This is a genomic window from Campylobacter pinnipediorum subsp. caledonicus, assembly GCF_002022005.1.
Classification (GTDB): domain Bacteria; phylum Campylobacterota; class Campylobacteria; order Campylobacterales; family Campylobacteraceae; genus Campylobacter_A; species Campylobacter_A caledonicus.
In genome coordinates this window covers 1,131,408-1,155,763 of the sequence record NZ_CP017258.1, presented here as the reverse complement: position 1 = coordinate 1,155,763, position 24,356 = coordinate 1,131,408, and the positions used below count along the sequence as shown (strand labels likewise).

Annotated in this window: 19 protein-coding genes; 8 read left to right on the top strand and 11 right to left on the bottom strand. The window is 30.2% G+C overall.

The window, feature by feature from the left end; genetic code table 11:
• Positions 1-3: 3 nt before the first annotated feature.
• The 3 genes from cmoA to CPIN18021_RS05825 all read left to right on the top strand — a co-directional run bounded on the left by cmoA (position 4) and on the right by CPIN18021_RS05825 (position 6,073).
• A complete protein-coding gene (cmoA, locus tag CPIN18021_RS05835) occupies positions 4-708 on the top strand; it encodes a carboxy-S-adenosyl-L-methionine synthase CmoA (RefSeq protein WP_078423526.1) in 705 nt (234 codons plus the stop codon).
• Positions 709-852: 144 nt separating this feature from the next.
• The gene (locus tag CPIN18021_RS05830; RefSeq protein WP_418226049.1) at positions 853-3,894 is read left to right on the top strand and encodes a cytochrome c biogenesis protein; all 3,042 of its coding nucleotides are present in this window, start codon (positions 853-855) and stop codon (positions 3,892-3,894) included.
• A gap of 118 nt (positions 3,895-4,012) precedes the next feature.
• The gene (locus CPIN18021_RS05825; RefSeq protein WP_078423524.1) at positions 4,013-6,073 is read left to right on the top strand and encodes a TRAP transporter permease; all 2,061 of its coding nucleotides are present in this window, start codon (positions 4,013-4,015) and stop codon (positions 6,071-6,073) included.
• 15 nt (positions 6,074-6,088) lie between these two features.
• On the opposite strand, the gene CPIN18021_RS05820 is transcribed toward CPIN18021_RS05825, so the two are convergent.
• From CPIN18021_RS05820 to CPIN18021_RS05795, 6 genes are read right to left on the bottom strand one after another with little or no spacing between them, the layout of a single operon-like run.
• The gene (locus CPIN18021_RS05820) at positions 6,089-6,922 is read right to left on the bottom strand and encodes a CheR family methyltransferase (protein ID WP_078423523.1); all 834 of its coding nucleotides are present in this window, start codon (positions 6,920-6,922) and stop codon (positions 6,089-6,091) included.
• On the bottom strand, positions 6,912-7,475 hold the full coding sequence (locus CPIN18021_RS05815; protein ID WP_069638020.1) for a CheB methylesterase domain-containing protein: 564 nt from the start codon (positions 7,473-7,475) through the stop codon (positions 6,912-6,914). The genes CPIN18021_RS05820 and CPIN18021_RS05815 overlap by 11 nt, the downstream gene beginning before the upstream one ends.
• A 60-nt stretch (positions 7,476-7,535) precedes the next feature.
• The gene (locus CPIN18021_RS05810; protein ID WP_078423522.1) at positions 7,536-9,431 is read right to left on the bottom strand and encodes a primosomal protein N'; all 1,896 of its coding nucleotides are present in this window, start codon (positions 9,429-9,431) and stop codon (positions 7,536-7,538) included.
• A gap of 9 nt (positions 9,432-9,440) precedes the next feature.
• A complete protein-coding gene (locus CPIN18021_RS05805) occupies positions 9,441-9,860 on the bottom strand; it encodes a type II secretion system protein (RefSeq protein WP_078423521.1) in 420 nt (139 codons plus the stop codon).
• 10 nt (positions 9,861-9,870) lie between these two features.
• On the bottom strand, positions 9,871-10,101 hold the full coding sequence (locus tag CPIN18021_RS05800; protein WP_078423520.1) for a hypothetical protein: 231 nt from the start codon (positions 10,099-10,101) through the stop codon (positions 9,871-9,873).
• On the bottom strand, positions 10,101-10,334 hold the full coding sequence (locus CPIN18021_RS05795) for a hypothetical protein (protein WP_069632592.1): 234 nt from the start codon (positions 10,332-10,334) through the stop codon (positions 10,101-10,103). The genes CPIN18021_RS05800 and CPIN18021_RS05795 overlap by 1 nt, the downstream gene beginning before the upstream one ends.
• A gap of 132 nt (positions 10,335-10,466) precedes the next feature.
• On the opposite strand from CPIN18021_RS05795, the gene uvrB reads away from it, so the two are divergent.
• Positions 10,467-12,446, top strand: coding sequence for an excinuclease ABC subunit UvrB (gene uvrB, locus CPIN18021_RS05790; RefSeq protein ID WP_078424623.1), 1,980 nt, complete (start codon positions 10,467-10,469; stop codon positions 12,444-12,446).
• A gap of 16 nt (positions 12,447-12,462) precedes the next feature.
• Here the strand turns inward: uvrB and CPIN18021_RS05785 are convergent, their stop codons facing one another.
• From CPIN18021_RS05785 to CPIN18021_RS05770, 4 genes are read right to left on the bottom strand one after another with little or no spacing between them, the layout of a single operon-like run.
• Positions 12,463-12,897: a pyridoxal-5'-phosphate-dependent protein gene (locus tag CPIN18021_RS05785; RefSeq protein ID WP_078423518.1), complete on the bottom strand. Its 435-nt coding sequence runs from the start codon at positions 12,895-12,897 to the stop codon at positions 12,463-12,465.
• Positions 12,898-12,921: 24 nt separating this feature from the next.
• Positions 12,922-14,163 (bottom strand): ArsS family sensor histidine kinase, encoded by a 1,242-nt coding sequence (locus CPIN18021_RS05780; RefSeq protein WP_078423517.1) that lies wholly within the window; start codon positions 14,161-14,163, stop codon positions 12,922-12,924.
• Positions 14,164-14,838, bottom strand: a complete 675-nt coding sequence (locus CPIN18021_RS05775) for a response regulator transcription factor (RefSeq protein ID WP_069638027.1) — start codon at positions 14,836-14,838, stop codon at positions 14,164-14,166. It abuts the gene before it with no gap.
• Positions 14,839-14,877: 39 nt separating this feature from the next.
• Entirely contained in the window at positions 14,878-16,839 is a 1,962-nt protein-coding gene (locus CPIN18021_RS05770) for a BCCT family transporter (RefSeq protein ID WP_078423516.1), read from the bottom strand.
• 662 nt (positions 16,840-17,501) lie between these two features.
• Here CPIN18021_RS05770 and CPIN18021_RS05765 point away from each other — a divergent pair.
• Positions 17,502-19,478 (top strand): cytochrome c3 family protein, encoded by a 1,977-nt coding sequence (locus CPIN18021_RS05765; protein WP_078423515.1) that lies wholly within the window; start codon positions 17,502-17,504, stop codon positions 19,476-19,478.
• 70 nt (positions 19,479-19,548) lie between these two features.
• Positions 19,549-21,576, top strand: a complete 2,028-nt coding sequence (locus CPIN18021_RS05760; RefSeq protein WP_078423514.1) for a rhodanese-like domain-containing protein — start codon at positions 19,549-19,551, stop codon at positions 21,574-21,576.
• 158 nt (positions 21,577-21,734) lie between these two features.
• Here the strand turns inward: CPIN18021_RS05760 and nth are convergent, their stop codons facing one another.
• Complete coding sequence (nth, locus tag CPIN18021_RS05755) at positions 21,735-22,358, bottom strand: endonuclease III (RefSeq protein WP_078423513.1); 624 nt, start codon at positions 22,356-22,358, stop codon at positions 21,735-21,737.
• Between the two features lie 88 nt (positions 22,359-22,446).
• Between nth and CPIN18021_RS05750 the strand changes: the two genes are divergently transcribed.
• Complete coding sequence (locus CPIN18021_RS05750; RefSeq protein ID WP_078424622.1) at positions 22,447-23,265, top strand: peptidylprolyl isomerase; 819 nt, start codon at positions 22,447-22,449, stop codon at positions 23,263-23,265.
• 23 nt (positions 23,266-23,288) lie between these two features.
• A complete protein-coding gene (fbaA, locus tag CPIN18021_RS05745; protein WP_078423511.1) occupies positions 23,289-24,353 on the top strand; it encodes a class II fructose-bisphosphate aldolase in 1,065 nt (354 codons plus the stop codon).
• Positions 24,354-24,356: the final 3 nt, after the last annotated feature.

Here is a 24,356-nt window from a genome sequence, read left to right as displayed (position 1 = left end):
TATATGAAAGATAAGATTTTTACAAAACCGATAGATAAACAATTTGAGTTTGATTCATCTGTTGCTAGTGTTTTTGATGATATGATAGGTAGAAGCGTTCCATTTTATGATGTATCTTTAGGGCTTATAGCTGATATTTTATCTAAACTTTTGCCAAGTAATGCAAAGCTAATAGACCTTGGTTGTTCAACAGCCACAAGCTTGATATCTATTTATAATTTAAGAGATGATTTGAGATTATTTGGTGTTGATAATTCAGAAGCCATGATACAACTCGCATCACAAAAATCAAAAGCTTATGGTGCTGGAATTGATCTGAAAGTATGTGATATATTGGAATATGAGCTTGATAATTTTGATGCTGTTTTGTTAAATTATACATTGCAATTTATAAGACCAATAAAAAGAGAAACACTTGTAAAAAATATCTATAATGGTTTAAATGATAATGGATTTTTTATTTTTAGTGAGAAAATTATCTATGAAGATAAAAAATTTGCAAAACAGATGATTGAAATATACGAACAATATAAAGAAAATCAAGGTTACTCTCGTTATGAAATTTCTCAAAAAAGAGAAGCTCTTGAAAATGTATTAATTCCATATACTGAAGAAGAGAATAAAACCCTAGTTTTAAAAGCTGGATTTAAAAGAGTTGAGAGTATTTTTAAGTGGGGTAATTTTATGAGTTTTATAGCTTTTAAGTAAATAAATGATTTAAATTTACACTATAAATTTAAATCATTTAAAAAACTTAACTTACATTTAAAAAAATAGTATATAATTTTTTTGAAATGATTATATTTAAAAAGGCTAACAATGTTTCTAAAGAATTTTTTTAGTATGGGATCAATGATAATTTTGCTAATAATCTTTGCTTTTGCTAGTGGTGCTGCAACGATTATAGAGAGCAAAACATCTACCCAAATGGCTTGGAGCTATGTTTATGGCGCTGGTTGGTTTGCAGCTGTTCAACTTTTACTTGGTATGAATTTGGCTTATAATATATTTAGATATAAGCTTATAAATTTAAAGAAATTACCATCTTTTTTATTCCATTTGAGTTTTTTAGGAATTTTACTAGGAGCTGGTATAACTAGATATTTTGGTTTTGAGGGTAATGTTCATATTAGAGAAAATACAGAGACAAATATAATAACCACAAGAGGTTCTTATATAAACTTTGAAACAAAACTTAATGGTAAGGATTATTCTGTTTCTATTCCACGTGAGCTTGAGGTTCTTGGCAAGAGTGGATTTGATTTGACTCTTGACCTTGAAGGAAAACAAGCTAAGCTTAAATTTTTAGAATATGTTCCAAATGCTAGTTATAAATTTGTTGATGAAAAAAGCGGAAAGCCTGTTATAGAGTTGGTTATTTCTAATGCAAGCGAAAGAGAAGAAGTTAGTTTGCTTGATGGAGAAGAAGTTGTAGCTGGAAATGTTAGCTTTTTATTTAATGCTACGCCAAAAGATGGTCAAAAATATGTATTATTTGAGTTAAAAGATGATAAATTTTACATTACCTCAAATACAGAAATTTCAAAATTTTCTATGGCTGATAATGCAAAGACAACTTTGCCTGCTGATACAAAAGTTGATTTACAAACTTTAAATCTTTTTACAGTAGGCGGTGTTAATTTTTCTGCTAAGTTTTTATCTTCTAGTGCTGCAAGAAGATTGGTTCCGGATAAAAATAGCGAGTTTGATGCAATCATTGCAAATTTAAGCTATGAAGGTGAAGATAAAGAGATGGTTCTTTTTCACAATCTAATAGAACCAGCCAAGGCTATCATAGGCACTCAAGTGTTTAGTGCTTCATGGGGTTTTCAGCAGATTAAATTACCTTTTAGCCTGTATCTTAAAGATTTTGAACTAAAAAGATATCCTGGCTCAAACTCACCTATGAGTTATGCTAGTGATGTTGTGGTAAAAGATCCTAACAATAAAGAATTTGATTATAGAATTTATATGAATCACGTTCTTGATTATGCTGGATATAGATTTTTCCAGAGTTCATATGATATGGATGAGCGCGGAACTATTCTTTCTGTAAATAAAGACCCAGGTAAAATACCTACTTATATTAGTTATTTTTTACTTGGTTTGGGACTTTTGTTAAACATCATAAATCCAAACTCAAGATTTATGAAACTTGCTAGATTGATAAATCAAGACTCTATAAAAAAGACAGCTATTTTTGTATTTTTTACCTGTTTTGCTTTAAATACAACAAGTGTTAATGCTGCTGACTTTTTACCAAATATCAGTAAAGAGCATGCCGAAAAATTAGGAAGATTGCTAGTTCAAAGTCAAGATGGAAGAATGAAGCCTTTTGATACTGTAAGTAAAGAGGTTTTAAATAAAATTCATAGAAGCGATAATATAGGCTCTTTGAACTCAAATCAAGTTGTTTTATCTATAATGGTTGATCCGCCTTATTGGAGACAAGAAAATATAATTTCTATTGGAACAAGCAAAGAGGTTAAAAAAGTTCTTGGCGTAGATGAAAAACAAAAATATGCAAATTTCAATGACTTTTTTATTGTAAAAGATGATAGCAGTGAGTATAAACTTACAAGATATGCTGATGTGGCAAACAGAAAGCATCCTGGTTCAAGAGGTACTTTTGATAAAGATGTTATTAAAATAGATGAGAGATTAAATGTCTTTTACATGGTATTTACTGGCGAAATGTTTAAAATTTTCCCAAAACAAGATGATCCATCAAATACTTGGTATGCACCAAACTCAGCACTCATTAGTATGCCTATGACTGAAGCAAATGAGATAGCAAATATGATGAAAGATTATTTTGTTTCTGTTGATGAAGCTATTGTTAGTAATGACTGGTCAAAAGCTGATTTGGCACTTCAAACTATAAGTGATTATCAACAAAAATATGGTTCAGCGATAATGCCTTCAAAAACAAGACTAGATACAGAGATATTGTTTAATCGCCTTAATATATTTGATAGGCTTACTCCTGTATATTTATTAGCTGGATTTGTGCTATTAATATTTGTGTTTATAAAAATGCTAATACCTCGTGCAAATATAAATGGTGTTTTTAAGGGAATTTATTATCTAAATATCTTGGCATTTATAATTCATACAGTAGGTCTTGGTGTAAGATGGTATATATCAGAACATGCTCCTTGGAGTAATGCTTATGAATCTATGGTTTATATAGCTTGGGCATTAAGTTTATCAGGTATAATTTTTTCAAAACAAAGTCCTATAGCAATGGCATTAACATCTATTTTAGCTGGTGTTACATTATTTGTTGCTCATCTTAGCTGGATGGATCCTCAAATAACAAACCTAGTTCCTGTTTTGCAAAGCTATTGGCTTACAATACATGTTTCTGTTATAACTGCTAGCTATGGATTTTTAGGTCTTTGTGCATTACTTGGATTTTTTGTCTTAGTATTAATAGGACTATCAAATACAAAAAAACCAAATCCGCAAATTCTAAAAAATATAACAGAAGCAACAAGAATAAACGAGATGGCTATGATACTTGGTATAAGTTTATTAACCCTTGGTAACTTTCTTGGTGGTGTATGGGCAAATGAAAGCTGGGGAAGATACTGGGGATGGGATAGTAAAGAGACATGGGCTTTAGTTTCTATTCTTGTGTATGCTGCTGTATTGCATATTAGATTTGTTGCAAAAATAAATAGTCAATATGCTTTTGCTGTTTTATCTATGTTTGCTTATTGGTCCATTATTATGACATACTTTGGTGTTAACTTTTATTTAGCTGGTATGCACTCTTATGCTGCCGGCGATAGTTTTCCTATCCCTAACTTTATATGGGTTATAATCGGCGTAATGATTTTTGTTAGTGTTCTTGCATATTTTAATAGAAAAATTTGTACTAAAATATAATCCAAATACCCTCTATTGCAGGGGGTGTTTTCTACTTAATATCGATATATTATAAGCTACTTAAAACTTTTTTGATATAATCTTATACTTAAATTTGATTAAAGGCATAAGAATAAGCATGAGTTATCCATCAGAAAAAGAAGAATTTGTTGAGGTTAAAACTAGAGAAATTGACTCTAATTTTTATAATTATTTTGTGATTAGTATATGTTTTGTATGGTCTGTCTTTCAGCTATATGTTGCTTATTTTCCATTAAATACTACTATTTCTCGCTCTATACATTTATCTTTTGCTATAGCGTTGATATTTTTACTTTATCCTATAAAAATACATAAAAAAGCCCATTTTAAATTACCATTTTATGATATTTTGCTATTTGTGGTTGGTATAGGTGTTGTTGTTTATCCAGCTGTTGATTTTTATGGGCTTGCTTCAAGACCTGGTGATTATTTACAAAGAGATATAACTGTCTCATGTATAGCTGTTTTTGTGATTATAGAAGCTGGAAGAAGAGTTTTAGGACCAGCTTTGGGTATTATTTGTGGTATATTCTTAATGTATGATTATTTTGGTCAGTATATGCCTGATCTTATATCGCACCAAGGTGCTAGTATACAAAAGCTTGCTGGACATATGTTTTTAACAACAGAGGGTGTTTTTGGTGTTCCTATAGGTGTTAGTGTAAGTTTTATATATCTTTTTGTTCTTTTTGGATCTTTGCTTGAAAGAGCTGGGGCAGGTCAGTATTTTATAAATGTAGCATTTGCTTTACTTGGTCGTTTTAAAGGAGGTCCAGCAAAAGCATCTGTTATAGCTAGTGGTCTTACAGGTATGGTTAGCGGAAGCTCTACTGCAAATGTTGTAACAGTTGGAACATTTACTATACCTTTGATGAAAAAAGCCGGACTTACAAGGGTAAAAGCTGGTGCTATAGAGGTCGCTGCAGGTGTTAATGGCCAGCTTATGCCTCCTATTATGGGTGCGGCGGCATTTATAATAGCTGAGTTTTTAGGTATGAGTTATACAAATGTTATGATAGCTGCCATTATTCCTGCTTTTGCGTGTTATATATCTTTATTTTTTATAGTGCATTTGGAAAGTTGTAAGCTTGGTCTTAAAGGAATAAAAGATAACGAATATCAATCAAAATTTAAAATATTTGTAAGTGGACTTCATTATATACTTCCTATTTTAATGCTTTTATATACTCTTTTGATAGCCAAACAATCAGCTATATCTGCTGCTTTTAATGCTATTTTATTATTGTTTTTAATAATGATTTTTCAAGAACCAGTAAAAAAGCTTACCATGGGAGAAAAGGTAGGCATAGAAGATATATCAATAGGCTTTAGTGATATTTTTTGGGCTATGGTTACAGCTGCTAAAAATATGACTACTATAGCTGCAGCCACAGCTTTGGCTGGTATTATAGTTGGCTCTATATCGCTTACAGGCCTTGGTCAGGTTTTATCTGAGGTGGTTGAACAGTTGGCAGGAGATAACATAATACTTATTTTATTTTTAACTGCTTTAATGTCTTTGTTGCTTGGTATGGGTCTTCCAACAACAGCAAATTATATAGTTGTGTCTAGCTTGGTGGCTCCTGTTATACTTTTACTTGCTGCCAAAAATGGATTTTTGATTCCAGCCATTGCTGTTCATTTGTTTGTATTTTATTTTGGTATTTTAGCCGATGATACTCCTCCTGTTGGTATAGCAGCTTATGCGGCCGCTGGTATAGCAAAAGCAAATCCAGTTATAGTTGGAGTTCAGGGATTTTTTTATGATTTAAGAACTGCTATTTTGCCTTTTGCCTTTTTCTTTAATAATAAATTATTATTAATTGAGTCTGTTGATCCATTAAATCCTTATGATGCAAAAGGTATTGTCTGGTTGAACAATCCTATTGAGATAGTTGTTGTTTTTGCTATGGCAGTTGTTGGAATGTTTGCTTTTGCATCTTTATTGCAAGGTTATTTTATTACAAATCTTAGAATATGGGAAAGATTATTGCTTATTCCAGTTGTTCCTTTAGCACTTGTTCCAAATGTATGTGCTAAGTATTTAATAATACCCAACGAATATATTAGTTATATTATTTGTGCTATTATTTACGGATTTGTATTTTTAACACAATGGATAAAATCCAAGAATGATAATACCATAGACTGCTCTTAAAGCAGTCTATATATGTTAGTCTTTCTCGTAAAAGGTAACTCCATTACCAAATTTCTTTTTATATATCGAGGTATAAGGTATTAAATCAGCATGACCTGTATACAGTCTACCATCATCTTTTAGTATCTTGTGTAGTCTTTCTATGCATTTTAATCTAAAATTATCATCAAAATAAATCATCATGTTTCTTGATAAGATAATATCAAATTTCCCTATATTAAATATAGAATCATCAAATACATTTAACACTTTAAATTCACATTTTGCTAAGTTGTGTTTTTTGATACTATATTTATCATTTTGGAGCTCAAAAAACTTATTTTTTTGAAAATCATTAAGTCTATGTAAATTTCTATCGTTATAAACACCAGAGTTGGCTTGTTTTATAGCTTGAGAGTTAATATCTATTCCTATTATATTTAGTAATTTTGGGTCCATCCCCATTTCATTAGCTATCATTGCTAGCGAGTAGACTTCATCTCCTGTAGAACATGGAGCACAAAGTATATTTGCGTTGGGAAGTTCTTTTGCGTAAGTTATTACATCTTTTAATTGGGGTAGCTCTCTGTAAAAATATGTCTCGTTTACTGTTATTAGATTTAAGATATCTTGTCTGGTTTCAGAGTTATATTTTATTATAGAAGCTATCTCTTTAAAAGTTTTTATCCTTTTATTTTTTGCAAAAGCTTCAAGTCTTTGGATTGTTATTTCTCTTTTTGGTTCAAGATCAACACCTGATAACACCTTTATATTTTTTATAAAATCATCAATCCCATCTATATCGGTTGGTAATGGAAATTCTGTTTGATTGTTGTTATTTGTTTCCTGATTATTTTTCTTAAATAACATTTAAAAAGCCCTCCAGCTCTTTTTTTATATTTGTTAAATTTAATGACTTTATTGTTGGATTTAGCTCTTTAGCACGTTTTGGCATGCCATAAACTATCGCACTTTCTTCATTTTCTGCTATACATTTTGCTCCAGCTTTTTGGAGTTTATCTAGTCCGCTAGCTCCATCATCTCCTATTCCTGTAAGAAGTATCGCCATTAAATCAATACTTTTAGATATATTAACGCAAGAATCAAAAAGCATATCAACATTTGGTGTAAAAGTTGTTTTGTTTTCTGAATTAGGTTTAGCTGACAATGGGAGAGTGTCTGATATTACAAAATTTTTCTCACAAACATATACTTTTTCTTTTAAAATAGTTTTTTCTTTTAAAATTTCAAGTTTTATACTGCACTCTTTTGCAATTTGTGCAGCAAAAGATGGTATAAACATTTTGTTCATGTGTTGTGCTATTACAACTGTTGCACCATTTAGATTTATATCTTTTAGAAGTTTTTTGATGTGTCCCGGTCCTCCGGTTGAAGCACCTATGACTATAAGTTTTTGAGACATAAAATAGCCTTTTTTTATTTTTAAATATGTTTTTTTAATTATAACAAAATATTGATAAAATTAAGAAAAATTAACAGGATCTATATCTATATCTATATATTTATATTTATATTTTAGTTTTTGAGCCGTGTTTATTAAGCTTTTATATGATTTTGAGCGAATTAAAATTTCATATCTAAATCTTGAACCTATCTTTTCTATACTACACTTACCATAACCTATTAAATTTATGTTTTTTTGTTTTGTTATTATACTTATTAAGTTGTTTAATATTTCATTGGCTGTGTTATCGTTTTGATGGGATATAATAACTCTTAAAATTCTATAAAACGGTGGATATAAATTATTTCTACATTCTAAGTCGTATTGTATAAATTTATCATAGTCATCTAGGTATTTTTTAAAAAAATCTTTTTGTCTTGTTTGTAGTATTATAGTACCATCGCCTTTTCTTCCGGCTCTTCCTGAAACTTGTTTTACCAATGATAGGGTTTTTTCATACGCACGAAAATCAGGATAAGTAAGCAGCTCATCTACCCCCATTACTATAGCTAAATCAACATTATGATAATCATGTCCCTTACTTAACATTTGTGTTCCAACCAAAATATCTATTTTTTTGTTGTTGAAATCTTTTAAAATTTTTACAAGCTTATTTTGTGTTGTTATTTCATCTCTATCAAATTTCATAATATTTGCATTTGCGAATTCATTTTGTAGTTGTTCTAAAAGTTCACTTGTGCCAATTTTTTTTGCTTCTATCATATCGCTTCCACATTTATCACATGTGTTTGGAACGGACATTTTAAACTCGCAGTATTGGCATTTTAGTATGTTTTCTTTTTTGTAAAAACTCATTCCTATGCTACAAAATGGACATTTTATTGTATCTGCACATTCTTTGCATGTTAGGTATCTAAAGTTTGCCCTTGTTGGAAGACAGATTATTGCTTGTTTTTTGTTTGCAAGTGTTTTTTGTAATTGGTTAATTATTGTTTGTGATAATCCGGTTTCGGTTTCATCGTATATTATATTTTTATTTGATTTAAAAAATGTGCCTTTTAGTCTAAAATGAGGAAATTTGTAAAAGCTAGTAATATTTGGAGTGGCACTACCAAGAACTGTTTTTATGTCTGATTTCGATGATAAAAATACAGCTAAATCTCTTGCATTATAGTGTGGATTTGATATCGAATTTTTATAACTATCATCATGCTCTTCATCAACTATTATGATTTTTAGCCTTTCAAATGGTAAAAATAGCGCAGACCTAGCTCCTGCTATTAGTTTTATTTTGCCAGATATTAAATCTTTTAAAATTTGTTCTTTTTTTTTCTTTGTTATTTTTGAATGCCAAATACCGATACTGTCTCCAAAATAGTTTTCAAGTCTTGTTTGCATTTGTGGTGTTAATGAAATTTCAGGCATTAAAAAGAGTGCTTGGTTGTTATCATTTAAAACCTCTCTTATCAAACTTATGTAAATTTCACTTTTTCCACTGCCAGTATCTCCAAACAATAAGCTATTTTTTTCATTTTTTATAAACTCAAATGCTTTTTGTTGCTCTTTGCTTAGAAGTGGTTTTTTTGCAAAATTTACAATTTTAAATATTTTTTGCCTATTGTTGCTTATTGTAAAGTTGTATTTTTTTTGTTGATTATCTATTTTTGGCTCAAACAAAGAAAGAGAAGCCCCAAACTCACAAGTGTAATAATAACTTATAAACTTGCAAAGTTCTATTTGCGTGCTTGTTAAACAAAAAGGTAGAACTTCTAAAATTTCTAGTGTTTTAAACTCAGGTTCTGTAGTTTCTGAAATCACAAAACCCATTATTTTTTTTGATCTTAAAGATACTAACACAGCTTTAAATAAGCATATTTCTACCTTGCTTTTATAGGTTAGTATTTCTAAGTTTAGTCCAGGAAATGAAATTTTATAATAAAAATTACTTTGCAAAACTTTATATTATTCTAATTGAGAACAAAGAGTGGTATCAGGGTTTGGTTCGCAAGTTAAAGTACCTTTTGCTTTGTCGTATTTAAATTTTACACTTCTTCCTGATACTGTAAAGGTATATTCTCCATCGGTTTTTGTTGTCTTCCAGCCATTTTTTCCAGTACTAGGTTTGATACTACCTATTGGCAAGATAGCTCCAAATAATTTTCCACCTTTATCTAAAGTTTCTGGATATTGAGGCTTTCCAAATAGTAACTTATCGTTATAATATACCATTATTGCCGATTTTACGGATGCTAATTGAACTTTTGCGTTTTGTATTTCAGCATCAGTTCTTCCAAAATTCATTTTCATGATAGCTACGCCAGATAAGATTCCTATAATTGTAATTATAAAAACCAATTCTATCATCGTAAAAGCTTTTCTCATACACTAACCCTTATTTTAAATTCTTTTCTACATTTTCAAGGACTTCTTTTATATGGCACTCATTTATGTAGTTATCATAGCACTTTTGAACATAAGCATCTAATAGCTCTTTTGGTGTAAGGAATTTTCTACCTCCAACAAAACCACCAAAATCACGCTCCAGCACTCGTGCAAATTCATCATCTTCTATTGTTATTACGTAGTCTTTTGATGATATTGTGAGCGTGATTTCGTTTTTCATTATTTATTTAAAACTGCTTCTATTTTCTTTAAAACATCATCTGTTTCATTTGTCTTTTTATTTAGTTCTTCTTCTAAACGCATAATTTGATTTGTTTTTGCTTCGTTTTGAGCTTTTAATGTTACTATTTGATTGTGTAATTCTTCATTATCTTTGCATAAATCTTCATATCTTACCAATAAATCATTAACTTTACCTGTTAAAGTTGTTAGTACTTTTTCATCATCAAACATAATTTTGCCTTTGTATAAAATTTGAAGCCGTATTTTATCATATAGTCTATAAAATTTTCATAATAAATAAAAAAGTTGTGTTAAAATATATAAAATAAATTTTATAAATACAAAATATATAAGAAGGAAAATTTGTCTGATTTTAAAATTTCATCAAAATTTAAGCCAGGAGAAGATCAAAAAAAGGCTATAAGTTCGATAGTAAAGAGTATAAAAGGTGGAAATAAATACAATACGCTTCTTGGTGTAACTGGAAGCGGTAAAACTTTTACTATGGCAAATGTTATTGCAAACTTAAAAATGCCAACACTAATAATGACTCATAACAAATCATTGGCCGCTCAACTTTATAGTGAATTTAAGGGATTTTTCCCGAAAAATCACGTTGAGTATTTTATAAGTTATTATGATTATTATCAGCCTGAGGCTTATATACCAAGAAGTGATATTTATATAGAAAAAGATAGCTCTATAAACGATGAGCTTGAAAGACTTAGACTTAGCACGACCGCTAGTTTGCTTAGTTTCGATGATGTTATTGTTATAGCTTCTGTTTCTGCCAACTATGGCCTTGGTGACCCTAGTGAGTATCAGGGTATGATTCAATACCTTAATGTTGGTGATGAGATAAGTCAAAAAAAGCTCTTAAGTAGGCTTGTTGATATGGGTTATACAAGAAATGATTCTTTTTTTGATCGTGGAAATTTTAGAGTCAATGGCGATGTTGTGGATATTTATCCTGCTTATTGGGGTGATGAAGCTTTGAGGGTTGAGTTTTTTGGTGATGAGATAGAACAAATGTATCATTTTGAAGTCTTGGATAATAAAAAGCTAAAAGATATTTCTAAATTTACCCTTTATGCAACAAGTCAATTTATAGTTAGAGAAGATAGATTAAAAACAGCAATTAAAGGCATAGAAGATGAGCTTAACGATAGGCTTGAATTCTATCAAAAAGAGGGTAAGCTTGTAGAAATGCAACGCCTAAAACAAAGGGTTGAGTTTGATTTGGAAATGCTTTCTTCAACTGGTATTTGTAAGGGTGTTGAAAATTATGCAAGGCATCTTACGGGACTTAAAAGCGGTGCTACTCCTTATACGATGTTTGATTATTTTGAGCTTTTAAATGGTGGTGAGTTTTTGGTTATAGTTGATGAATCTCATGTTAGTCTGCCACAATTTAGAGGCATGTATGCTGGCGATAGAAGTAGAAAAGAGACTCTTGTAGAGTATGGATTTAGGTTACCATCAGCTCTTGATAACCGCCCTTTGAAATTTGATGAGTTTATAAATAAAAATGCAAATTTTTTGTTTGTATCTGCTACTCCAAATGAACTAGAAGTAGAACTTTCAAAAGGACATGTTTATGAACAAATACTAAGACCTACAGGATTGCTAGATCCTATTATAGATATCAAAGATAGTGATAATCAAGTTGAAACTTTATATGATATGGCTAAAGAGGTTATAGCTCGTAAAGAGAGGGTTTTAATCACTGTTCTAACAAAAAAAATGGCAGAAGAATTAAGTAGATATTATACTGAGCTTGGACTTATGGTCAAGTATATGCACTCTGATATAGATGCTATTGAAAGAAATGAGCTTATTCGTGGGCTTAGGAATGGAGATTATGATATTTTAATAGGTATAAATTTATTAAGAGAAGGACTTGATCTGCCAGAAGTAAGCTTGATAGCGATAATGGATGCCGACAAAGAAGGATTTTTGCGTTCAAGAACTAGTCTTATACAAACTATGGGTAGGGCAGCAAGAAATGTGAACGGAAGAGTTGTTATGTTTTGTAAAAAAATTACAAAATCAATGCAAGAAGCAATAGACATAACCACTCAAAGAAGAAAACTACAAGATGAATATAATAAGATAAATGGTATAACTCCAAAAAGTGCAACAAGAAATTTAGAAGATAGTTTGCATCAAAATGATGATGCAAATTTGTATACAAAAGCTAAGAAATTAGAAAAAATGCCAGCTATAGAAAGAGCTAAAATAATAAAAGAGCTTAAGAAACAGATGTTTGAAGCAGCAAATGCGCTTGAATTTGAAAAAGCAGCTGCTATCCGCGATGAGATAGCAAAGCTTAGACAAATATAAAATAATATATTTTAAATTAAAGTTCAAAAATATCTATTGGTTCTTCTATTTTTAAGCATTCAAGTGAAATTCCATAGTTGTCTATTATTTCATCTTGTATTTTATTTAGTATCGTGTTTGTATCTTTTCCGTCGTTTGGATAAGATATAACAAGATCTATAGGCTTTTCATTTAAAAACTCTTGGATTCCAGCTAAAAGTTTGCTAGCTCCATTTTTATTTGTTGCATATAAAATAGCAATAAAATGATTGCCTTCATTAACTACAGCATCTGTATTTCTTAGTATTCTTTCAAATATCTCTTCATACCAATATATCGGATCTGGAAGTTTGAAATATATTAAAGAAAAGGAGTTGACTTCTTTTGTATGTTGATAATATCTCTTTATAACTGCAATTTCTAAGTCTATTAATGATTTTAGATCTTTAGATTCAAATTTTTTTGCTGACATAACTTCTCCTATGCAAATTTGATTTTATTTTCTTATTATAACTTTTAAATTATCAAAAATAAATATATTTAATCCATTTTTATGTTCATAGTTTAAATTTAATTTATGAGAGTTTAAAATATTATTTACAATATAAAGCCCTAGACCAAAACTTTTTTGTGAGTTATTACCTTTAATAAATGGTTGTATAAAGAAATTAAGATCGTTTTTTAATTTCTCCCCTTTGCTTATAAATTTGATGTTTTCTTCATTTACTATAATTTGCACTTTTTTATCTGTAGAGTATTTTATTCCATTATCTATCATGTTTTTTACAGCTATACTAAAAAGTTTAAAATCCACATTTATTTTTAGATTTTGATTTTCTTTTATTTCAACACTATCTTTTTCTATCATCGCTATATCTATCGCTTCATCTATTATATCATCTACAAAGCAAGTTGTCTTATTCTCAAGTTCTATTTTTGATGTTGTTTGTTCTATAGCAGCTAATTCGTTTATTAAGTTTTCAAGCTTATCAAAAATTGATATAAAACGCTCTTTACTTTTACAATGATCCATCATTTCAGCGACCAACCTTCCTTTGGTTATAGGCGTTTTGAGTTCATGCATAATATTTCGTAAAAACAAATGTCTAGAGTCATTTAGTGTTTTAATCTGCAATACAGCATCATAAAACGCTTGTGCAACATCTGAAATTTCATCATTTCCGCTACTTACATTTTCTATATTTTCAAGGTCGTTTTGTGCAAATTTATTTATTTGACGTTTTAGTTTTCTTAGTGGTTTTAATTTATATATTACAAAAATATAGGCAAGTAGTAGTATAAATGAAATTATCCAAAAAATAACTTTTATAACTTCATATCTATATGGTTGAAATTCTTTATCTTTTAATAGTTTTATCTCATCAAGATGAACTATTTTAAGATAGTGATTTTTCTGATAAAGTAATATAGCAACAGTTCCCAAATCATCAGAAATTTCCTCTATAGTTGTTGACTTGTTTAAAATCGTATCTTTTGTTTTTTCATCTTCTATCTCGGGCATATCAACATTTTGCATACTTTGTTTGTATTTTTCTTCAGTTATTATTCCACTCATATAAAAAATGTTTGTTTGTGCTACATTTGAGTATTTGTTATTTAGCTCTCTTGCATAGTTTTGTTTATCGTAGTCTATAAGCCACAAGAATGCAACTAGTATACTTCCAAATGCAAGTAAAAATATAGTTGTTATTGTTATAAATATAGAAGAGCGTTGCATTTAAATTACTAACTTGTATCCTATACCCCTAATGGCATGGATATATTTTGGCTCTTTTGGATTTTCTCCTATTTTAGCTCTTATTCTGCTTATTATTACATCTATGCTCTTATTTGTTGTATCTTCGTTTATGCTTTCACAGTTGTATATAAGCTCTTCTCTGCTTACAGCTCCACCTTGTTTTATCATGAGATATCTTAATATATCGTATTCAGCTACTGTTAAATTAAGTGGTTTATCTTTAAAAAGTATTTCGTGTTCATACTCTTTTAATATTAAGTCTTTTTTTTCTTTGTTTTCTATCTCTGTTTTTATATTTTCTCTTCTAAGGTGGCTTTTTATTCTTGCTAATAACTCTTGCGGATCGTATGGTTTTGGTAAATAATCATCAGCACCATTATCAAGCGCATTTACTTTATCTGTTATATCATGTCTTGCACTTGATATAATAATTGGTATATTATGAGCTTTTCTTATTTCTTTACATAATTCAAGACCATCTATGCCCGGCAGTGTTAGATCCAATATAATAAGATCAAATTTTTTAGTATTTAAGGTAGAGAGCCCAAGATAAGGCTCTGCTACTATTGTTACACTAAAATCATTACTTTGTAAATATTCGCTTAAAATTTCGGCTAATTCTAAATCATCTTCTATCATTAAAATTTCGCTCATAAAATTACTCCAAAATTTTTAGTTCATATTATAACTTTATTAGTTTAAATCTTGCCTAACTTTATATAAAAAGTGTATATGTTTTGCATATTGCTCAACGATATCATTAATGATAGCACCTTTGCTCCATCCAATAACATCATAGTCTTGACCACCCTCAGCAAGATAAACTTCTCCTCTGTAATACATATCAAGCATATCTGAAGCAAACTCAGGCATTTGCGTTTTTATAAGTTTTACTCCATATATAAAATCTTGCTCTTCACCAAGTTTTACAACAACTTCTATTTTGTTATCTTTTATATTATATGTAAGATTTGCATCTAGATTATTGTTTTTAAACTCATCACATACCTCTTTAAAGGCTGGGCGAGCTACTGTATTTAAAAATCCTTTTGCATCATCTTTGTCAGGGTGTTCTATAATACCTTTTAATCTCTCTTTCCAGTCATATGTACCACCTCTTGCAAATGAGGCTACTATTGTATTTTGACTATCCTTTTTGTATATATCAACATTAAGAGCCTTAAATAATCCGTATATAGATCCAAGTAGGGCTAATGTTAGTGGTAAAGCCGCTATCATTGTCATGCTCTGAAGGGCTGATAGCCCACCTATATATAAAAGAGTTGCAGATAATACACCTATCATTATTGCCCAAAAAGCTCTTTGCCATTTTACTTGTTTATTGCTTCCTCTAAGGCATAACATATCCATAACTAATGCAGCTGAATCAGCAGAAGTTATAAAAAATAGAATAATCATAAATGTCGCTATTAAAGATAAAACAGAACTTAGTGGGAACTTCTCTAAAAATATAAATAATGCCAAGGAAACATCTTTATTTACCATTCCAACAAGTTCAGTAAATCCACCTTGAACTAGACTTATTGCGCTATTTCCAAAAAAGCTCATCCACATAAATGTAAAACCAGCTGGAACAAATAAAACACCAACAACAAATTCTCTTATACTTCTACCGCGAGAAATTTTTGCTATAAAAAGACCAACAAATGGAGACCATGATAGCCACCAAGTCCAATATAATATAGTCCAACCACCAAGCCAAGCATCATTTTGTTTTTTATACGCATATAGCTTGAATGTATCACCAACAAAGGATGAGATATAATTTCCTGTGTTTTCAACAAGTGCTTTTAAAAGCTCTGTTGTGTTTCCTAAAAACAATATAAAGAATAAAAACAATATAGCCAAAGCCATATTTGTATTACTTAAGATTTTTATGCCTTTATCAAGACCAGATAAAACAGATATGGTAACCAAAACGGTTATTATTGCTATAAATATTATTTGAGTTGTTGTTGAAATTGGCACTCCAAATAAATGATTAAAGCCAGCATTTACTTGCAAAACACCATATCCAAGTGATGTTGTAACACCAAAAAGAGTCGATACAACAGCAAAAATATCTACAATATCACCAAATTTGCCATAAATTTTATCTCCAACTATCGGATAAAATGCTGATCTTAATGTAAGCGGCAGATTGTGTCTATATGCGAAAAATGCAAGAACTATTGCCACTATTCCATAAACAGCCCAAGCTGAAAAGCCCCAGTGAAAAAATGTTATTTTCATGGCTTCTCTTGCAGCTTGAATACTTTGAGGTTCCGCATTTGGAGGACTTATGAAGTGCATAAGTGGTTCGCCAACTCCAAAAAACATTATACCTATACCCATTCCAGCTGAAAAAAGCATAGCAAACCAAGATATGTTATCATATTGTGGTTTGGCGTGATCTGGTCCAAGCTTTATGCTTCCAAATTTGGAAATACAAAGATATAAAATACTAAAGAATATAACTGTTATACTAAGCGTATAAAACCAGCTAAATTTTATGCTTAGAAAATTTTGAATATCCTTTAGATATTTTAAAGTTGCTTCCGGAAAAATCATTGATAATATCAAGATCGCCAGAGAAACTATTATAGAACCATTAAATACTATAAAACTATGTGATTGTTTAAAATTAGTTTCCATGTCACTCCTTGTTTGTTTTTTATTAAATTATTTAATGTTTTATACATTAAATTACAATCGCTACTTCGTGTGATAAAAATAGCATAAATTAAATTAAAATTAAATTAAAATATACACATAAATATATCCTTGGATATATAATATATATAAACTACATGTATGTATTTTAAAACAATTATATGATTTTTTTATATATATTTTTAATATTTATTGAATTAAATAAATATAATAATTAATATATTTTTATAAGAATTAAATTATAAAAATATGTATTTTGTTTCAAATTTACACATTTATTAATTTATTGTTATAAAAATATATTTTTTGATCTTTGTAAAAATAATGTAAAAATAACGATAAATTAATGAAAAAAATAATATCAATGTAAAAATAATGTAAAATTTTGTAATATTTTATTATTTTTTGAAATTAAATTTCAATTAAGAAATAATACAAAAAATATCTTATTAAGATAAATTTTAATTTAAAGTATTAAAATTATATTAAATAAATGTTAAAGGTTAAAGGAGGATATAAAATTTTTATTATTAATGCAATTAAATGCAAAAGAAATATTTACACTTTGCATTATAGTGGTTGTTTGGGGGTAAGTTAGACTTTTTAGAGTCTTTTAAAATTGCTTAAACTAAGGAGCACGTATTATGAAACGAAAATCATTAAATATTTTATCAAAAGCCTGTATTGTAGCCTTTTGTTCGTTTGTTGGATTTTCTACATTGCAAGCAAATGACAAAGATGTTAAAAATACATTTCAAAATGATGGCTATAAGCCTAGAACTTTAATTGATGTGACAAAAGAAGATAAGTATTTTTGGGATTATTTGAAAGAAAATCACCCTGTTTTTAAGTTTGAAAAAGAAGGTCGCTTGATCGGAAAATATAAACTTTCTAATCGTGATGAAGAATTTGTAGATTTTGGTGGCGGTAAGCAATATGCACAAAAAGCTGGTAGACCAACTGCTATTACTTATCGTCTTGCTATGGAATCTTTTTTGGATTTTCCAAATAAATTCGTTGGACCACAAAAATGTGGTGAGTGTCACCCAGCTCAATATGCCCAGTGGGAAAGATCTCGTCATGCTAAAACATTAAGATGGCCAGAGGAATTAGAAGAAGTTGGTGGTGATGTAAAACAGGGTATGTATGGCACTGATGTTACTATTCTTGCTAAAGGTGTAAGACCAGATGATGTTTTTGCTATTATAGGAACTCCTAGAACAAAATATGGCTTTTTAGATAAATGGCTTGTTCGTGGAACTTACCATGTGGTTGATGGTACATTAGATGATCCAAACTCAAAAATAGTTGCTGGTGGTAATCAATTCTCTCTGAATTGGACTAAATTCTTAACTCCTGAAGTTGCACAAAAAATAAAAGATGAAGTAGTTCCAAGCTTCCCGACTAAAATGGAAGAGTTTGGTGGAAACGGTTCTTATATATGGGGCATGAACTCATACGGTGCTAGTTATAAAAAATCATTTAAATTTCAGCCAGCAAGTGCTTACTGTGAAGTTTGTCACAGCTTCAAATTTGATTTTAAAAGCAAAGAGGAATTCTTGGGTGCATTAGGGGATGCAAAAGAACTTAGAAAACATACTATTTCAAAAGGCATATCTTGCGAAGAGTGTCATGGCGCTGGTGCTCACTTGTATGGTGCTAGAGGTGCTGGTATGGCTTCAAATTGTGAAAGATGTCATCAAAGATTTCAATACCATGAAGATGATGCTAAGCTAAATCCAAGAAAAGAATTTAATGCTTACTTTAAATCATCTTGTCCTGCTTGCGGAACAGAGGGTTCTCAAATGTATAGTAGTATGCATTATGATAAAGGATTAAGATGCAGCACTTGTCATGATCCACATGAGGTTACAGCTAATGACTGGAAAGACTCTTATACATTGACTGGATTAAAGAAAAATTGTAAAGATTGTCATGAACCTCAAGCCGAAATGTTTAAATATGGTGGACCTCATGCTAAAGATAATTGTACTGGTTGTCATATGCCAAATATGATGAGTTGCGAAAACTTCCCAGCTATACAAAATCCAGATCTTGCAGGGTTTGATAACGTTAGAGCATCTCATATTTGGAAAATATTAGTTGATAAAGATAAAAAGACACTAAACCCACCTGCTGGAAAAGCTAGGGATCCTAAGGTTAAAGGCTGGAGACTAGCTCGTGAAGATGGAAGATTCTTTGTTGACCTTATGTGGAGTTGTGGTAGAACAAGCTTTGAAGATCCAAATTTGGTAAAACCAGGTGCAAGTGGATGCCATAGTGTAATTCAATCAACACTTCCAAAAGAGCTTCATTATAAAGATCAAGCTAGTATATATGAAGATGTTATGAAATGGCAAAATCCTGTTAAAGATGGATATGCTAATATCGAGCAAATTCTTAGAAAAATAGATAAATCTTTGATTGAAAATAAAAAGATATCAAATGAGTCAAAAACAAAAGTTCTAAGCTATGCTAAACAAGCTCAAGATATCTTAGACAGGATTAAAAAAGATGGTTCTTGGGGTGTTCATGGACCAAAATATGCTAAAAAACTTATAGATGAAGCATTGACATACGCTAATTATGCTCAAGATATCATTGATGGTAAGAGTAAATAGGTCAAAATAGCAAAAAGAGGGAGATGATTCTCTCTCTTTAATAACAAATAATTTAAGGAGAAAGACGGCCATGAAATTTATAGCCCGATTTTTTATTATATTTGCATTCATCATTTTACCTGATACTTTTGCTTCTATGCCTATGGAGATAAATTTAAGTTTAGATGGTGCTAATCCTATAAGTTTAAATGAAGCAGAAAAATTAAGCAAAGAGAAAGATGTATATTTTTTGGATGCAAACGATGAAAGAGTTTATAAACAAAGGCATATTCCTAATGCTATAAATGTTAATGTAAGTAATGTGCTAAGTTTTTTACCAGATAATAAAAATATAAAAATAGTTTTATATGGTTTAAACTCAGCATCTGTTGAACCAACAGAGATTGCGATTATCTTGCAAAAAGATGGATATAATAATCTTTATTATATGCTAGAAGGTATTGATGCTTGGGCTTTATCAGGTAGAAAAGTAGATAGTATTTTTCATAAGACTGAGAGATTAACCCAGAAAAAAATACAAAATTACAAAGATGGTATTCACGATGATTTGTTGTTTGCAAATTTGCCTGCTTGTAGAGATTGTCATACATCACCAAAAGTAGTGTATGCAACAAAGCAAGATAAAGAGGAGCTTTTTAGAGATAAAGAGTTTGTGAATGATAATTGTAAAACTTGTCACAAGAAGGAAAAGTCTCATTTTGAAAAAAGTGTGCATAGTCCTTTTGTTACACAAGATTTAAAAGAGGGTAGAAAACTACCAAACTGTACAGATTGTCACGGTGTTCATATAGCTGATAAAAATGGTAAAGTTCATAAAGAATTAAAGCAATTAAGCCAAGAAAATTGTGGTGTATGTCATGAAAAACAACAAAGTTTATACCATGAAACATTTCACGGTAAAGCGCTTTTACTTAATAAGCCCGGCGATGCAATAAGAGTTGCTGCTTGTTATGATTGTCACGGTGCGCATAATGTTTTAAATATGGACAAAGAAGAATCAACGCTACATATAAATAACAGAGTTAAAACTTGTGGTGAGTGCCATGTTGACTCAAATATAAATTTCGTTGGTTTTATAGCTCACGCAGACCACACAGATGCTAAAAAATATCCATTACTACATACAGCTTATGTATTTATGACAGGACTTGTGATAGTTGTATTTTTATTCTTTGGAATTCACACATTGTTATGGTCAATGAAACTTATCCAAACAAGAATGGCGTATCCTAAAGAGTGGAAAGAAGCTAAACAAAAAGCTCATAATGACAAAATGACAGTCAAGAGATTTAGTACTTTACACCTAATCCAGCATTTATTTATGGCTTCTAGTTTCTTAGGACTTGCATTTTCTGGATTACCACAGAAATTCTATACAGCTCCATGGGCTAACAAAATGATAGAATTAATGGGTGGTATTGAAGTAGCTACATTTATACATCACTTGTCTGCTGTTGTTATGTTTGCTGTATTCTTTAGCCATATTGCTGAGATTATTGTGGTTCAGACAAGAAAAGGAAAAGGATTTTTTAGTCGCTTGTTTGATGCTGATTCTCTTATGCCTAGAATTCAAGACTTTAAAGATATGAAAGCTCACTTCTTATGGTTCTTTGGAAAGGGAGAAAGACCACAATTTGACAGATGGACTTATTGGGAAAAATTTGACTATATTGCGGTATTCTGGGGTATGTTTATTATTGGATTTAGTGGACTTGTTTTATGGTTCCCTACATTCTTCTCTAACTTTATGCCAGGTTGGATGATAAACCTAAGCACATTAGTCCATTCAGATGAAGCATTGCTTGCTACTGGATTTATATTTGCTATTCACTTCTTTAATACCCACTTTAGAGCTGATCGTTTCCCTATGGATATGGTTATATTTAGTGGAACTTTAACAGAAGAAGAGATTAAACAAGAGAGAAAGCATTGGTATGACAGATTGGTTAAAAATGGAGACCTTAAAAGGTTATATCATGAAAATGAAAATTATGCTTGGTATAAGCCGATAGCAAAATTTGCTGGATTTGCCATGCTTATTACAGGACTTGTGTTCTTGTTTATGATGATATATGCTTATATAATAAGTATATTTTAATTAAAATACCCCTTTATTAAGAAGGGGTATTTATTATTTTTTCATATGACAATTCATTTCTGAGTTTATTGAAATTTCAACTAACTTTTTATATTTATTATCTATATCTTTTGAACCGATGTTAAATTCTTTACCCCAATTAAAAACCTATTTATTTTTTATGTTTTACTTTGACAAATATCATTTAATATACACTCATTACATTGCGGTTTTATAGCTTTACATGTATATCTACCAAATAATACCATAGCCTGATGAAGCTTTCCAAGCTCTGTTTTAAATGTTTTGCATAGATCTTTTTCTACTAGCTCGGGAGTTTTTTTATTGCTTAAATTTAATCTATGAGAAACCCTAAAAACATGTGTATCAACAGCCATTACATTTGCTCCTACTGCTTCTAATAAAACCACATGTGCTGTTTTTTGTCCAACACCTGCTAAGTTTATCAAGTCTTTTTCGTTAAGAGGAATTTCTGAATTATGCAACTCTACAACTGATTTTGCCATTTTTATTAGGTTGGTGGCTTTATTATTAAAAAAACTACATGAGTTTATTAAAAGTTTGAGGGATGTTAAATTTGCATTTGCCAAATCATCTATACTTGGGTATTCTTCAAATAACCTTGGAGTTATTAAATTTACTCTTTTGTCTGTGCATTGTGCTGAAAGCATAACACAAACTATAAGTTCATAGTTGTTTTTCCAAATTAATTCACTTTTTGCACCTTCAAAGTGTTTTAAAAATCTATTTTTTATTATTAAAATTCTATCTTTTTTATTCATGTTTTTAATTTTAGCAAAAATTTTATAAACTTAATGTATAATATCCACTTTTAATTTTAAAAACCAAAATATTTTACAAGGAATAATCATGAAAAAAAAGATATTTTTTACTGCTTTAAGTTTTGTTGCGGCAATGAGTTTGAGTGCTGCTGTTGTTGCTACTGTTGATGGAGAAAATATAACAGATGATGATATTCAGATTCTTTTAAGCCAAGCTATGCCTGGTGTAGATACTTCAAAGTTAAACGATGATTTAAAAAAGAAAGTTATAGATGATATAGTTGGAAGAAAATTATTGTTAAAAGAAGCTAAATCATCAGGAATAGAAAAAGATCCTGAGTTTAAAAAAGCTCTTGATATTGCTCGTGAAAATATAGCTGGAGAGTTATATTTTAAAAAGATTTTTGATACTATAAAAGTTAATGATGCTGAAGTTAAAAAATTTTATGATGAAAATAAAGAAAATTTTAATCAACCAGCAAGTGTTCAAGCAAGACATATATTAGTTGAAAAAGAAGAAGATGCTAAATCTATAATTTCATCACTTAAAAAATTAAAAGGTGATGCCTTAAATAAAAAATTTGAAGAAATTGCAAAAGAAAAATCTATAGATAAAGGTTCTGCTGTAAGAGGAGGAGAGCTTGGTTGGTTTGGTCAATCACAAATGGTAAAACCTTTTGCTGATGCTGTTTTTTCTATGACTAAGGGTGAAGTTTCTAAAAATCCGGTTAAATCACAATTTGGTTATCATATAATTTTAAAAGAAGATATGAAACCAGCTGGAATTATACCTTTCAAAGATGTTAAAGAACAAATTGAGCAAAATGTTAAAATGCAAAAATTTCAAGAAGTTATTAAACAAAAAACAGATACTCTTCGCTCAAAAGCAAAAGTTCAATATAAATAATTAATTAAAAAAGAGGAATTAAAATGGGTGTTTTAGATATCGTTAAAGCTGGTGTTTTGACAGGAGATGATGTAACAAAGCTTTACTCTTATGCAAAAGAGCAAGGATTTGCTATACCTGCTGTTAATGTAGTTGGTAGTGATTCTGTCAATGCTGTTTTGGAAGCAGCTAAAATTGCAAATTCACCCGTTATAATTCAATTTAGTAATGGTGGTGCTAGCTTTTATGCAGGAAAATCATGTAAAAATGCTGATGTTCTTGGTGCTATAGCTGGTGCCAAACATGTTCACTCTTTAGCTAACGCTTATGGCGTTCCTGTTGTTTTACATACAGACCATGCTGCTAGAAAATTATTACCATGGATAGATGAGCTTATAATAGCTTCTGCTGAGCATAAAAAAAGTTTCGGAATTCCTCTTTTTAGCTCTCATATGCTTGATCTAAGCGAAGAGAGTTTAGAGGAAAATTTACAAACTTGTGAAGAGTATCTGAAAAAAATGAGTGAGCTTGACATTAGCCTTGAGATAGAACTCGGTGTTACTGGCGGAGAGGAAGATGGTGTTGACAACACAGGTGTTGATAATTCTTTACTTTATACTCAACCAGAAGATGTAGCTCTTGCTTATGAAAGGCTTGGCAAAATTAGCGATAAATTTAGTATAGCTGCTAGTTTTGGTAATGTCCATGGTGTATATAAACCCGGAAATGTGGTTTTAAGACCAGAGATACTTAAAAATTCTCAAGAATATGTTTCAAATAAGTTTAATACAAGCAACAAAAAACCTGTGAATTTTGTATTTCACGGAGGAAGTGGAAGTGAGATAAGAGATATAAAAGATGCTGTAAGTTATGGCGTTATTAAAATGAATATAGATACCGATACGCAGTGGTCTTTTTGGGATGGTGTAAGAAAATATGAGCTTAAAAATAGGGATTATTTGCAAGCTCAAATAGGAAATCCAGATGGTGAAGATAAACCAAATAAAAAATACTATGATCCAAGAAAATGGTTGAGAGCTGGCGAAGAGAGTATGGTGGAGCGTTTGCAGATTGCTTTTTCAGACTTAAACTGCTTAAATAGGAACTAATTG

Excerpts from the sequence above, each read along its gene's own strand:
- cmoA (WP_078423526.1), top strand. The coding sequence starts at position 4 with ATGAAAGATAAGATTTTTACAAAACCGATAGATAAACAATTTGAGTTT.
- CPIN18021_RS05830 (WP_418226049.1), top strand. The coding sequence starts at position 853 with ATGATAATTTTGCTAATAATCTTTGCTTTTGCTAGTGGTGCTGCAACG.
- CPIN18021_RS05825 (WP_078423524.1), top strand. The coding sequence starts at position 4,013 with ATGAGTTATCCATCAGAAAAAGAAGAATTTGTTGAGGTTAAAACTAGA.
- CPIN18021_RS05820 (WP_078423523.1), bottom strand. The coding sequence starts at position 6,922 with ATGTTATTTAAGAAAAATAATCAGGAAACAAATAACAACAATCAAACA.
- CPIN18021_RS05815 (WP_069638020.1), bottom strand. The coding sequence starts at position 7,475 with ATGTCTCAAAAACTTATAGTCATAGGTGCTTCAACCGGAGGACCGGGA.
- CPIN18021_RS05805 (WP_078423521.1), bottom strand. The coding sequence starts at position 9,860 with ATGAGAAAAGCTTTTACGATGATAGAATTGGTTTTTATAATTACAATT.
- CPIN18021_RS05800 (WP_078423520.1), bottom strand. The coding sequence starts at position 10,101 with ATGAAAAACGAAATCACGCTCACAATATCATCAAAAGACTACGTAATA.
- CPIN18021_RS05795 (WP_069632592.1), bottom strand. The coding sequence starts at position 10,334 with ATGTTTGATGATGAAAAAGTACTAACAACTTTAACAGGTAAAGTTAAT.
- CPIN18021_RS05785 (WP_078423518.1), bottom strand. The coding sequence starts at position 12,897 with ATGTCAGCAAAAAAATTTGAATCTAAAGATCTAAAATCATTAATAGAC.
- CPIN18021_RS05780 (WP_078423517.1), bottom strand. The coding sequence starts at position 14,163 with ATGCAACGCTCTTCTATATTTATAACAATAACAACTATATTTTTACTT.
- CPIN18021_RS05775 (WP_069638027.1), bottom strand. The coding sequence starts at position 14,838 with ATGAGCGAAATTTTAATGATAGAAGATGATTTAGAATTAGCCGAAATT.
- CPIN18021_RS05770 (WP_078423516.1), bottom strand. The coding sequence starts at position 16,839 with ATGGAAACTAATTTTAAACAATCACATAGTTTTATAGTATTTAATGGT.
- CPIN18021_RS05765 (WP_078423515.1), top strand. The coding sequence starts at position 17,502 with ATGAAACGAAAATCATTAAATATTTTATCAAAAGCCTGTATTGTAGCC.
- CPIN18021_RS05760 (WP_078423514.1), top strand. The coding sequence starts at position 19,549 with ATGAAATTTATAGCCCGATTTTTTATTATATTTGCATTCATCATTTTA.
- nth (WP_078423513.1), bottom strand. The coding sequence starts at position 22,358 with ATGAATAAAAAAGATAGAATTTTAATAATAAAAAATAGATTTTTAAAA.
- CPIN18021_RS05750 (WP_078424622.1), top strand. The coding sequence starts at position 22,447 with ATGAAAAAAAAGATATTTTTTACTGCTTTAAGTTTTGTTGCGGCAATG.
- fbaA (WP_078423511.1), top strand. The coding sequence starts at position 23,289 with ATGGGTGTTTTAGATATCGTTAAAGCTGGTGTTTTGACAGGAGATGAT.